The following is a 12,769-nucleotide window of genomic DNA, read 5'->3' as shown; positions in this document are numbered from 1 at the left end:
GCGCCAGGGGGGTCAGACCCAGGACAGGACGCCCTTCTTGCCCGCGTACGCGAGGCCCGCGGCCAGGAACGCCAGGAAGACGAACATCTCGCCGAGCGTCGTCGCCCCGTAGCCGGGGGCGGAGAAGACGGTCGCCCAGGGGAAGAGGAACACCGCGTCCACCGCGAACACCACGTAGAGGTAGGCGAAGACGTAATAGCGCACGTAGGAGTGGGCCCAGCCCTCGCCGACGGGGTCGACGCCGCACTCGTAGGTGGTCAGCTTCTCGGCCGTGGGACGATGGGGCCGCAGCAGCCTGTTCGCCGCCAGCGCTCCCCCCACGAGCGCGGCGCCCGCGAGGAGCAACACGACCAGAACGACATATGTGTCGAAATAGTTATGCACCAGATCCTCCTCGCGTGCGTCACATCCAGTATCTCGCGAAGCAGCATCGGGGAGTGTGACGTCCTACCTCCACCCCGGAGGATCACAATGTCATGCTCTTGCTGCACACTAGGTTCGCATGGGTCGTTTTTGACCTGGAAGGACGTGACCGGATGAGCAACCCCCCGCCTCCCCCGGGCTGGGAATCCCCGGGTGGGGCCTCCTGGCCGCCTCCGCCGCCGCCAGCGGGCCCGGGCGGGCCCGGTCCCGGCGGACCCGGCGGTCCGGGCGGGCCACCCCCGCCCGGCGGCTACGGAGGTCCCGGAACACCGCCCCCCTTCTTCCCCCCGCCCCCCGGCGCTCCGATGGGCCAGCCGATGCCGCCGCCGAGGCGCGGCGGTGGCGGCGGCCTGGTGATCGCCCTCGTCGGGGGCGGCGTCGTCCTCCTTGTGATCATCGCGGTCGTCGTGTTCGTGGTGGCCAAGGGCGGCGGCAAGTCCCCCGAAGAGAAGCTGACCGCGGCCGCGACCAACATGGACACGGCCCGCGCGGTCTCGCTGAAGGGCACGTTCGGCGGCAGCGAGACGCTGCGCGGTGAGCTGAACGTCACCAAGGGCGGCCGCGCGATGGGCCCGGTCACCTGGAACAGCGACCAGGTCACCGTGCTGTCGGCCGACGGCAAGCTGTTCGTGAAGGGCGACCGGTCCTACTGGACGCGGCAGATCTCCTCCACCGACACCCCCTACTACCTCACCTCCGGTGACCAGTGGGGCCGGCTGAGCGCGGACGAGCTCGACCTCGACTTCAAGGAGCAGCTGTCGCCGGCGGCGCTGGCGAGCAAGATCCGCTCGGCCCGGCTGTCGCGCGTCAAGCCGATCGAGACGACGTGGATGGGCAAGAAGGCGCTCAAGTTCAGCACCTTCTCCTCGACGCTCTACATCACCGACGACGACGACGCCGAGCTGATCCGCTACGAGGCGACCACGCCGCGGGTCGCGCTGGACGTCACCCCGAAGGACTCCGGCGACGCCTCGTCCCTCATCTCGGACATGCGCACCAGCATGGGCGAGCTGAAGGACTCCTTCAACGCCTCGTCGAAGCCGACGGTCGACGAGTGGAAGAAGGGCGGCTGCAACGGCAACTCCGGGTGCACGGTCGAGGCCAAGATCCGGCCGCCGTACGACGTGGAGAAGCCCGTCACGATCGACGTCCGGTTCCGGCTCACCGCCGGCACGCTGACCGGCCGCGACCTCGGCAACTGCACCGCGCACGTCACGATCACCAGCAGCCTCTCCCAGTGGACGAGCTGCCGGGTCGTGAGCAGCTCGTGGACGAGCTGGGCGAAGGCGACCGGCGGCACCTTCTACAAGCACGCGGAGTACAAGGTGATCGGCGCCACCTCCGACGAAGTGTCGGGCCTGCAGAACGGCCTCGACAGCGAGTGACGCCGCAGGTGAGGCGCCTCGCGCGCTGATCCGCGACCGCAGGGGTGCCCGGCGGCGCCCCTCCCCTTCCGGGAGGACGCGCCGCCGGGCACCCTTATGCTCTTTGTGGACGGCCCCTCCAGGGCCCGGCGGCCGCCCCTCCCCCCGCACGTTCCGGGCCCGTCGGCGCCCACCCCGGGGACGCCTCCATGATCCCTTGCTTTGTGTCTGACGGTCGGGCCGGTACCTGGCCCCGGAAGTGAGCAGAGTGAGCCCCGAGTGAGCGCTGAACAGGACGAGCCGTCGCCGACGGCCTCTTCCCGACCCCCGTCCCCGGACGATTCCGGGACGGCCCCCCGCCCGCCCCAGGGCGGTCCCGTGCTGCAGGGCCCCCACCCCGGGGACGTCCGCGTCGCCGGCGGCCAGGCCCCACCGGCCGGCCCGGACGCGGCTCACCCGGCTCCCCCCGGCGCGGACCCGGGTGCGACCCCCACCGATCCGCGCGGCACGCCCTCCTTCGTCCCCCCGGGCGCGATCCCGCCCGGCGCCGACTTCCCGCCTGACGCGGGCTCCCCGGGCGAGCCGGGCGAGCCGGGCGCGGCGGGCGAGCCGGGCGCGGCGTTCTCGCCGAGCGGTCCCGTCCCGCCGGGGCGGCGGCCCGGGCCCCGGCGCCGGCGCGTCGTGGTCGCCGCCGGAGCGGCGGCCGCCGTGGTGCTGGCCGGCGCGGTGGCGGCCGTGGCGTTCACCGGGGGCGAGGAGTCCCCGGAGAAGAAGCCGAAGGCGACCGCGGCGGCTCCGCCCCCGGCGTGGACCGTCGCGGCGGGGCAGGCCCTCACCTCGGGGACGGGCCTGCGCTACGACGGCACTCTGACGATCAACGGGCGGCCCGTCCAGGCGCGGCTGCGCGTGACACCGGCGGGAGCGGCGAGCGGGACGCTCACCGCCGGCGTGCTGACGGCGGAGGTCGTCGCGATCGGCGGCGACACCTACCTCAGGGCCGGGACGGCCTTCTGGCAGGCCTACGCGAGCGGCGTCGCGCACCCGGAGTACTACGCCGGGCGCTGGGCCAAGGCGCCCGCGTCGCTGCCGGGTTTCGACGTCCCGGACGTCCTCGGCCCCAAGGCGATCGCCAAGTCGCTGAGGAAGGCCCCGGCGCAACCTCCCACGGAGAACGTGAACGGCGTCCGCGCCTTCAAGGTCAAGGCGTCCGGCGCGGAGTACGTGCTCACGGCCGAGGCCCCCTACCGGCTGCTGGCCGTGCGGCCGGACGGGCAGGCGGCGCCGCGCTTCACCGTCGCGCCCGTGGCGGCCCCGGCGGCGCTGTTCGCCGAACTGCGCCCCCGGGTGGCCCGGCTGGGCGGGGCGACCGATCCCGGCCTGCGCTTCACGCCGGGGACGCTGGCGTTCAGCAACTGCGAGCAGAACACCAGCGGCTGCACGGTGAACATGCCCGCCACGCTCACCGACCCCGCGAAGGCGCCCGACGGCGCGCGCGCGGTGCTGCGGGCGGCGATCTCGTCCCAGGGCCGGCCGCTCGGCACGTGCACGGGATCTGGACCGGTCCCGGCCAACCGATCGCTCGTTCTGCGTTGCACGGTGACGAGCAAACTGTGGCGGCACTGGATGCGCGCCGCCCTCGACAACCCCGGCTCCTACCCCTACGAGGCGAAGGCGCGCGTCGTCGGCGAGGCCGTCGACGTCGCCGACGTGCCGAAACTCCTCGCCCGCGTCGACCGCGAGCGCAAGGCGGTGGTGAAGGCGGCTGCGAGCCCGACGGTGTCGGGCGAGCCGTCCGTCAAGCACTCAGAGGGGCCAGAAATCGCCACATCCAAGACACCAGGGGCACCGTGAGCCCCACCCGCAGGGGCGGTGCGTTCGAACGGGATTCCGGCTGTCTAAACTTCGGGTCGTGAACTCCACGCCTCTGGGGAGCGAATGCTCCTCGACGAGTCCCGCGCGGCTGCTGGTCCGGCGTCTGCACGTCGACCTGTGCCGCCAGCGCAGCTGCCTGTGTTCGGGATGAACCCGGGGACCCGTGCAGGTCGTATCGCCCGATAGGACCCGCGGAGCGTTCGCCGCCCGTCGCTCGCCTCCTTGACGCGCGGCCACCCGCACCGGACGAGGAACGCGCGTCCTTCCCTCGCGCGGTCATCCAGTGTGCGGCCCGTCCCCGCTAACCCATACCGTCCCGGACATACCATGAAGGTAAGCCTAAGTAGCATCACGATCCTGGGTGCCTCCCCCAGGACGGATGCTGCGCGTCGAGGAGGTCTTCCTCTGTGACCAAACAGGTCCAGCAGCTCGACCGCGTCATCATCCGCTTCGCCGGAGACTCCGGCGACGGCATGCAGCTGACCGGCGACCGCTTCACCCAGGAGACCGCGGCGTTCGGCAACGATCTTTCCACGTTGCCGAACTTCCCGGCCGAGATCCGCGCCCCCGCCGGGACCCTCCCCGGCGTGTCCAGTTTCCAGTTGCACTTCGCCGACCACGACATCCTGACCCCGGGCGACGCGCCCAACGTCCTGGTCGCGATGAACCCCGCCGCCCTCAAGGCGAACATCGGGGATCTTCCGCACACCGCCGACCTCATCGTCAACACCGACGAGTTCACCAAGCGCAACCTCGCCAAGGTCGGCTACGCGGCCAGCCCCGTCGAGGACGGCTCGCTGTCGGAGTTCCGGGTCCACGCGCTGCCGCTGACCTCGATGACGGTGAAGGCGCTCGAAGACTTCGACATCTCCAAGAAGGACGCCGAGCGCGCGAAGAACATGTTCGCGCTCGGCCTCCTGTCGTGGCTGTACCACCGTCCCACCGAGGGGACCCTGGCCTTTCTCGAACGCAAGTTCGCCAGCAAGCCCGTGATCATGAAGGCCAACATCGCGGCCTTCCAGGCGGGCTGGTCCTACGGCGAGACCACCGAGGCGTTCTCGGTGCAGTACGAGATCAAGCCGGCCGAGCACGAGCCGGGGCTCTACCGCAACATCACCGGGAACCTCGCGCTGGCGTACGGGCTGGTCGCGGCGGGCGTGCAGAGCGGGTTGCCGATCTTCCTCGGCTCCTACCCGATCACGCCGGCGTCCGACATCCTGCACGAGATCTCCAAGCACAAGCGGTTCGGCGTCCGCACCTTCCAGGCCGAGGACGAGATCGCCGCGGTCGGCGCGGCGCTCGGCGCCTCGTTCGGCGGATCGCTCGGCGTCACCACGACGTCGGGCCCCGGCCTCGCGCTGAAGAGCGAGACGATCGGCCTCGGCGTCGCGACCGAGCTTCCGCTGCTGGTCATCGACGTGCAGCGGGCCGGCCCGTCCACCGGGTTGCCGACCAAGACCGAGCAGGCCGACCTGCTCCAGGCCATGCACGGCCGCAACGGCGAGGCGCCCGTCCCGGTGATCGCGCCGCAGTCCCCGTCGGACTGCTTCGACGCGACGATCGAGGCGGCGCGGATCGCGGTGAAGTACCGCACGCCGGTGATCCTGCTGTCGGACGGCTACCTCGCCAACGGCTCCGAGCCCTGGCGGCTGCCCGACGTGGCGGCGCTGCCGAAGATCGAGCCGAACTTCGCCGAGCCGTCGCAGGAGGACTTCCAGCCCTTCGAGCGCGACCCGGCCACCCTCGCCCGCCCGTGGGCGGTCCCCGGCACCGCCGGGCTGGAGCACCGGATCGGCGGCCTGGAGAAGGCCGACGTCACCGGCAACATCTCCTACGACCCGGCCAACCACGACCGCATGGTCCGGCTCCGCCAGGCCAAGATCGACGGGATCGCTAGCGACATCGAGCCGCTCGCCGTCGACGACCCGTCCGGCGGGGCGCGCGTCCTGGTGATGGGCTGGGGCGGGACGTTCGGGGCGATCTCCGCGGGGGTCCGGCGGGTCCGCGCGTCCGGGCGCGCCGTCGCGCAGGCCCACCTGCGGCACCTCAACCCGTTCCCCGCGAACCTGCCCGAGGTGCTCCGCTCCTACGACAAGGTGATCGTCCCAGAGATCAACCTCGGTCAGCTCGCGCTGCTGCTGCGCGGCCGGCTGCTCATCGACGTGATCGGCTACAACCAGGTCCGCGGCCTGCCCTTCAAGGCCGAGGAGCTCCAGGGCGTCATCCAGGATGTGATCGACAGTGAGTGACAACGGAGCGGTCGGCAACGGCTCCGCGAACGGCAACGGCTCCGGCAACGGCAACGGCAACGGCCCGGCCAACGGCAACGGGTCGGCGAACGGCCGCGGGCTGCTCTCCCTCGTCCCGAAGGCGGACGGGAAGCAGTCGATGAAGGACTTCAAGACCGACCAGGAGGTGCGCTGGTGCCCCGGGTGCGGTGACTACGCGATCCTCGCGGCCGTCCAGTCGTTCCTTCCCGAGCTCGGGCTGCGCCGCGAGAACATCACGTTCATCTCCGGCATCGGCTGCTCGTCGCGGTTCCCGTACTACATGAACACCTACGGGTTCCACTCGATCCACGGCCGCGCGCCCGCGATCGCGACGGGCCTCGCCACGTCCCGCCCGGACCTGTCGGTGTGGGTGGTGACCGGGGACGGCGACTCGCTGTCCATCGGCGGCAACCACCTGATCCACGCGCTGCGCCGCAACGTCAACCTCAAGATCCTGCTGTTCAACAACCGGATCTACGGGCTGACGAAGGGCCAGTACTCGCCGACCTCCGAGATCGGCAAGATCACCAAGTCGACGCCGATGGGCTCGCTCGACGCCCCCTTCAACCCGCTGTCGCTCGCGATCGGCGCGGAGGGCACGTTCGTCGCGCGCACCATCGACTCCGACCGCAAGCACCTGCAGTCGGTGCTGCGGGCCGCCGCGCAGCACCGCGGCACCGCGCTCGTCGAGATCTACCAGAACTGCAACATCTTCAACGACGGCGCGTTCGACCCGCTGAAGGACGCGGCGGTGCGCGACGACGTCACCGTCCGGCTGGAGCACGGCGAGCCCATCGTGTTCGGGTCGGACCGTGCCAAGGCGCTGCGCCGCACCCCGGGCGGGTCGTTCGAGGTCGTGAACGTCGCGGACGTGGACCCGGCCGAGATCGCCGTGCACGACGCCCACAACCCGGACCCGTCGCAGGCGTTCGCGCTGTCGCGGCTGGACCAGCCGGCGTTCGAGCACACCCCGATCGGCATCTTCCGGGACGTCGACCGCCCGTCCTACGACGAGCTGATGCGGGCCCAGCTCGACGAGGCCGTCCAGACGCAGGGCGAGGGCGACCTCGCGGCCCTGCTCGGCAGCGGCGACACCTGGCGCATCGACTGACGGCGTCTCCGCAGGCCCGGCCCCGCTTCGCCGGGGCCGGGCCTTTTCGCGCTTTGAAACCCCGCGAACGGGGCACGGTCTCCCTCGTGCCGGCCGTCCGGCGCGATCCGCGACGGTCTTCCGGGCGGGACGCGATGCGCGGCGCCGTCCCCGCCTGACAGACTGGGGCAGATCATGAACCGGGAGGTGACGATGCGGGTCATACCGCGCCGTAACAAGGGTCGCCGGCGGGACGAGGAACCCGCACCCGCCCCTCCGCCTCCCGCCCCGTCCCCCGAACCGGCGGTCCCGGACCCGAACCTGAAGTGGCCGCCCCCGCCGGCCCCGCTCGCCCCCGTGGACGCCGCCGGGACGACGCGGCCCCAGCCGGCCGCGCAGGCCCGGCCACCCGTCCCCGCCCCGCCCGGCGAGACCGCGCCCGCCGGCGCGACCCGTCCCATGAAGCCCGCGCTCGATCCGGGCCGCGACCCGGCGGGGACGCTCGGGCAGGAGAGCCTCCGCGACCCAGGCGCGCGCCCCCAGGCCACGACGGCGGTCCTGCCCGCCGTCACCCGCCCGCCGGGCACGGAGGCCGAGAGACGGCGCGCGCGGGCCGCACAGCGGCAGCGGGAGGCCGCGGAGATGAAGCGGAGCCGGGCGGCGCGGCGGCGGGGCCGCCCGTACCGGGAGGCGACGCCCGCGCGGGCCGCCGACCAGCACCGGTCGGCGCTGCTGGTCATGGTGCTCACGCTGGGGCTGCTGACCGCGGCCGTCGCGGTGACGGGCGGGATGATCGCGTCCTCGATGCGGACGCGCCCGGTGTCGCTGGCCGCGCCGCTGCACATCTACCCGGTCGCGCAGGTGCTGCCGGGCCAGTGCCCCGCCGGGACGCAGGGCATCACCGGCCAGGCCGCGACCGGGATGAGCTGCTACCGGCTCACCCAGGGGATCGCCATCCACAAGGTCGCCGACCTGCGCGTCCAGAAGTCGCGGGTGAGGCCGGGCGGCTACGACGTGGCCGTGACGCTGCGCCCCGGCGACCGCCGCGCGTTCGCCGCCCTGACCCGCGCGACGGTCGGCCGCGACCTGGCCTTCGTCGTCCGCGACCGCCTCGTCACCCTGCCGCGCGTCGACATGGCCATCACCGACGGGAAGGTCGTCGTCACCGGCTCCCCCGACCGCCCCTCAGCCAACGCCCTGGTCCACCAGCTGCGTTCTTGATTGCGTTTTTGATTGCGTTTTTCTCCTCCTTCGGGCCTGGCGGCCCTGCTGTGCCTATGGCAGTGCCCTCCTCCTTCGGGCCTTGACGGCCCTCCATCGTCGGGCACCGCGGCGATCGCTGGCATCGCTCCGACTCGCCTGGCGGCTCGCTGCGCGATCAGGTTCTCGCTTCGCTCGAACCTGCCTTCGGACGCGATCGTGGACCTTCGGGTTGGTGCGTGGTCCCGGTAGCGGCTTAGGTCGGTGCGCAACTGGACGTTCTTACGGCAGTTCTTCTCCGAGGAGGGCCTGGATCTCCAGTTCGACCTTCAGGCTCTCGCCCACCAGGGAGATGCCCGCTTCCACGATCTGGTTGAAGCGGATGCCGAAGTCGTGGCGGGGCAGTTCGGCGGTGGCGCGGAAGGCGGCGCGGGTGCCGCCCCACGGGTCGGGGCCGGTGCCGAGGTAGGTCATGTCGAGGTCGACGGGCTGGGTGATGCCGTTGAGGGTGAGGTGGCCGTGCACCGTCCAGCGGTCGGGTCCGACGCTGGTCAGGCCGTGGCCCTCGTAGGTGAGGGCGGGGTGGACGTCGGCGTTCAGGAAGTCGGCCGAGCGCAGGTGGTCATCGCGCGTCTTGTTGCCGGTCTCGATGGACGCCGCCTCGATGCGCGCGGTCACGCGGGAGTTCTCCACCGGCTCGGTGATCTCGACGCGTCCCTCGAAGGCGGCGAACCGGCCGCGGACGCTGGACAGGCCGATGTGCTGCGCGACGGCGCCGATGTTGGAGTGCGCAGGGTCGATCGTCCAGATGCCGGGCGGCGGGAGCTCGGCGCCGCCCGCCCGGCCGAGCACGACCTTCCCGATGTCGGCGGTGCCCGCGCTGGACACGATCATCGTGGCGGCCGCCGGATGGAAGCCCATGGCCGTCACGATCACCGTGTAGGTGCCGGCGGGCAGCGGGCCGGCGGCGAGCACGCCGTCCTCTCCGGTCTGCTCGCGCGCGACCTGGTCGCCCGCCAGGTTCATGACCGTGACGATGGCGTGCCGCACCGCCCAGCCGTCCTTCGTCCGCACCGTTCCGCGCAGACCTCGGTTCGCGTCCATCAACGACCCGCACTCCAGGTTCCGTGTCTCGTGGCCGCCGCCTGCGGGCGGCCCGGGCTCGCTCGTGTCGGTCACTCGTCGGGGTAGCCGAGCTTCAGGTCGTGATCGTCCAGCCCGCCGCCGAACAGTGACAGACCGGTCGCGACCGGAGGATATCCGGACGCGATCACCGTGTACTGGCCGCCGGTGAGGTCGGTGAAGGCGTACTCGCCGTCCGATCCGGTGATGACCATGGCGATGACGTTGCCGGCGGCGTCGACGAGCGTGACCCGCGCCTCGCCGACCGGCTCGCCCGCCTCGTTGCGGACCGTTCCGCGGATCCGGGCGCCGGGCGGCATCTCCACGTCCAGCCGCGTCTGGCCGTTCCCGGTCACCTCCACCGGCATCGCGACCGGGCGGTGCGCGGCGGCGCTGACCGCGAGCGTGTAGGCGCCGGACGTGAGGTCGGAGAACGTGTAGCGGCCGCCCGCGTCGCTGCGGCCGGTGCCGACGACGTCGCCGCGCACGTCGGTGACGACGACCATCGCGTTCACGATGGGGGTGCCGTCGGCGCTGCGGACCGTTCCGGCGAGGCCGCCGCTGCCGGCCAGCAGCAGGTCGAACTCGATCGGCCGGTCGCCGACGACGAGGGTCGCGGCCTGCGGCTCGTGCCCGCCGGTGGCGGCGATCAGCACGTAGCTGCCGGGGCCCGGCGTCGGCAGCGCGTACCGGCCGTCCTCCCGCGTGGTCGCGCGGGCGAGCTGGTGGCCGTCGACGCCGATGAGGGTGAGGGCGGCGGACGGGACGGGCTCACCGTCGCGGGTCCGCACCACGCCGCGCACCGGGACGCCGCCGTTGGCGTCCTGCTCGATCTGCTGGGCGAGGAGCTTCGCCTGGGCCGCCAGCTCCGTGGCGGCAGGGGCCGCCGCGTGGGCGGGCGCCGCCGGCGGGGCCGGGGGCGCGGCGACCGTGGCGTAGCGGCCGTCGTCCAGGTGGCCGTTGCCGCGCGCGTGCCTGCCGGCGCCGACCGCGCCGACCGCGCCCGTCCGCGCCGCCGCGGACGGCGGGCGCACGACGCCGCTCTCCGCCGGTGCGTCGGCGGCGTCGGGCGGCGGCGCGTCCTTGCCGCGGTGCGCGGAGCCGCGCAGCGGATGCTCCTTCAGCGCGAGCATCGCGAGGAAGCCGACCAGGGCGACCGGGATGCCGACGAGGAAGACGGTCTGCAGCGAGCTGGTGAAGGCGTCCTGGATGATGCCCCTGATCTGCGGGTCGAGCTTGCTGATCTCCTCGGGGGAGCCGAGGTCGGTCGCGCCGCCGCCGGCCGGCACCGGGATGCCCGCCGCGCGGAACCCGCTGGTGATCTCGCTCGCGACCCGGTTGGTGAGGATCGCGCCGAACGCGGCCACGCCCATCGCGCCGCCGAGGTTGCGGAAGAACGAGACACCGGACGTCGTCGAGGCGAGGTCGGCGGGCGCGGCGGCGTTCTGCGCGGCGAGGATGAGGATCTGCAGGCTGAGGCCCATCCCGACGCCGAGGACGGCGAGGTCAGCGCCGACGATGACCTTCGGCGAGTCGGTGTGCAGCAGCGACAGCAGGTACAGCCCGCCGGCGACGCACAGCAGCCCGACCACCGGGAAGATCTTGTAGCGGCCCGTCCGGGTGACGACCTGGCCGGAGCCGGTGGAGGTGACGAGCATCCCGAGGACCAGCGGCAGCGTCATCAGACCGGACGCCGTCGGGCTCATCCCCTTGACGATCTGCAGGTACTGCGGCATGTAGATCATCACGCCGAACATCGCCATGCCGACGCAGACGGAGACGAACGAGGTCAGCAGGAACGTGGGGTTGCGGAACAGCCGCGGCGGCAGGATCGGGTCGCGCGCGACGCGCTCGGCGACGATCGCCAGGACGAGCAGGACGGCGGCGACGCCGAGCAGGATGTAGGTCCACTGGGAGTTCCATTCGAACTCCGTCCCGCCCATGGACAGCACCAGCATCAGCACGGCGGCGCTGCCGGTGATGGTGAACGCGCCGAACACGTCGATGCGGGTGTCGCGCCGCACCTTCGGCAGCTTGAGCACCTTCTGGATCACGAGGAACGCGACCACGGCGAGCGGCACGCACACGTAGAAGCACCAGCGCCAGCCGAGGCCGTCGGCGTCCACGATGAACCCGCCGAGCAGCGGCCCGGCGACGGTCGCGACGCCGAACACCGCGCCCATGTACCCGGCGTAGCGGCCGCGCTGCCGCGGCTCGACGACGTCTCCGAGGATGACCTGGGCGAGCGCGGACAGGCCGCCGACGCCGAGGCCCTGGAACGCGCGGGCCGCGATGAGCTGGCCGATGTTCTGCGAGAGCCCCGCGCCCACCGAGGCCACCACAAAGATGATCAGGGCGGTCTGGAACATGAGCTTGCGCCCGGCGATGTCGGACAGCTTGCCCCACAGCGGCGTGGACGCGGTCATGGTCAGCAGGGACGCGCTCGCGACCCAGGAGAGCTTGTCCTGGCCGCCGAGGTCCCCGACGATCGTCGGCAGCGCCGTGGCGACCACCGACGTCGAGATCATCGACGTCAGCATCGCCATCATCAGGCCGGCGAGGATCTCCAGGATCTGACGGTGCGTGTACTGCGGTCTCGCTGGCTCTGGCGCCGCCGGGCCGTGCGACGCCACGCTCGCTTGAGCCACCCTGCCCCCACAACTCCGATGAATTACCTGTGCTTTGCACATACTGTATGTAGACGCTTGTTTACTTGCAACTCAGGCCATAATGGACACCGACTGTAACGGCGACCGGGGGCTGACGGAATGCGGGGCGAGGAAGAGGCCGGCGGCGCTGCCGCGCGGCGGCGCAAGCGCGACCGGGAGGCCACCAGGCGCCGCATCCTGGCCGCCGCCCGCGACCTGTTCGGGGAGCACGGGTACGACGGCGTCACCGTCCGCATGATCGCCGCGCGCGCCGAGGCGAACACGGCGCTGGTCCACCGGTACTTCGGGTCCAAGCCGGCGCTGTTCGGCGAGGTGCTGGCCGGCGAGTCGGTCATCCGCGGCGTGATCGCGGGCGACCCCGAGGGGCTGCCGCGGCGGCTCGCCGAGCACTTCGTCCGGCAGGTCGACCAGCGCTCGGTCACCGCGATGTCCCGGATGCTGGACCGGTCGGCCGGCCACCCCGAGGTCAAGGAGATCCTTCTCCGCTACCTGGAGGACGTCATCGTCGAGCCGATGGTGGCGCAGCTGGAGGGGCCCGACGCGCGGGCGCGGGCGCTGCTCGCCTCCACGATCATCATGGGCGGCGGGCCGGTGCGGCGCCTGGTCGGCCTCGGCGACCTGCGCGCCGCCGACCCCGCCGACCTCGCCGACCGCCTCGCCGCGATGTTCACCGCCGCGCTCGCCCCGTCCGTCCACCGCGAGACGTAGCCTCCCGGGCCCGCGTACCCCGGCGGGAGCAGGCGAGATCGGCTTGGGGGC

Annotated in this window: 9 protein-coding genes; 6 read left to right on the top strand and 3 right to left on the bottom strand. The window is 72.5% G+C overall.

The window, feature by feature from the left end; translation table 11 throughout:
* Window positions 1-12: 12 nt before the first annotated feature.
* Window positions 13-384, bottom strand: a complete 372-nt coding sequence (locus ACQEU6_RS33410; protein WP_499337240.1) for an NADH-quinone oxidoreductase subunit A — start codon at window positions 382-384, stop codon at window positions 13-15.
* Between the two features lie 344 nt (window positions 385-728).
* Here ACQEU6_RS33410 and ACQEU6_RS33405 point away from each other — a divergent pair, with 344 nt between their 5' ends.
* The 5 genes from ACQEU6_RS33405 (at window position 729) to ACQEU6_RS33385 (ending at window position 8,240) form a co-directional block, all read left to right on the top strand.
* On the top strand, window positions 729-1,808 hold the full coding sequence (locus tag ACQEU6_RS33405; protein WP_499337238.1) for a hypothetical protein: 1,080 nt from the start codon (window positions 729-731) through the stop codon (window positions 1,806-1,808).
* 357 nt (window positions 1,809-2,165) lie between these two features.
* Complete coding sequence (locus tag ACQEU6_RS33400; RefSeq protein WP_499337236.1) at window positions 2,166-3,638, top strand: LolA-like protein; 1,473 nt, start codon at window positions 2,166-2,168, stop codon at window positions 3,636-3,638.
* A gap of 428 nt (window positions 3,639-4,066) precedes the next feature.
* Window positions 4,067-5,908, top strand: coding sequence for a 2-oxoacid:acceptor oxidoreductase subunit alpha (locus ACQEU6_RS33395; protein ID WP_499337234.1), 1,842 nt, complete (start codon window positions 4,067-4,069; stop codon window positions 5,906-5,908).
* A 100-nt stretch (window positions 5,909-6,008) separates the two neighbouring features.
* Window positions 6,009-7,040 (top strand): 2-oxoacid:ferredoxin oxidoreductase subunit beta, encoded by a 1,032-nt coding sequence (locus tag ACQEU6_RS33390; protein WP_499340425.1) that lies wholly within the window; start codon window positions 6,009-6,011, stop codon window positions 7,038-7,040.
* Between the two features lie 174 nt (window positions 7,041-7,214).
* Window positions 7,215-8,240, top strand: coding sequence for a SecDF P1 head subdomain-containing protein (locus ACQEU6_RS33385; RefSeq protein WP_499337232.1), 1,026 nt, complete (start codon window positions 7,215-7,217; stop codon window positions 8,238-8,240).
* Between the two features lie 261 nt (window positions 8,241-8,501).
* Here ACQEU6_RS33385 and ACQEU6_RS33380 read toward each other — a convergent pair whose 3' ends face one another.
* Both ACQEU6_RS33380 and ACQEU6_RS33375 read right to left on the bottom strand, forming a co-directional pair.
* A complete protein-coding gene (locus tag ACQEU6_RS33380) occupies window positions 8,502-9,323 on the bottom strand; it encodes a YceI family protein (protein WP_499337230.1) in 822 nt (273 codons plus the stop codon).
* Between the two features lie 71 nt (window positions 9,324-9,394).
* Window positions 9,395-12,031: an MFS transporter gene (locus tag ACQEU6_RS33375; protein WP_499337228.1), complete on the bottom strand. Its 2,637-nt coding sequence runs from the start codon at window positions 12,029-12,031 to the stop codon at window positions 9,395-9,397.
* A 78-nt stretch (window positions 12,032-12,109) separates the two neighbouring features.
* On the opposite strand from ACQEU6_RS33375, the gene ACQEU6_RS33370 reads away from it, so the two are divergent.
* Entirely contained in the window at window positions 12,110-12,718 is a 609-nt protein-coding gene (locus ACQEU6_RS33370; RefSeq protein ID WP_499337226.1) for a TetR/AcrR family transcriptional regulator, read from the top strand.
* Window positions 12,719-12,769: the final 51 nt, after the last annotated feature.

Source organism: Spirillospora sp. CA-108201 (assembly GCF_050936235.1).
GTDB lineage: Bacteria > Actinomycetota > Actinomycetes > Streptosporangiales > Streptosporangiaceae > Spirillospora.
This window is presented reverse-complemented; position numbering and strand designations above follow the sequence as displayed.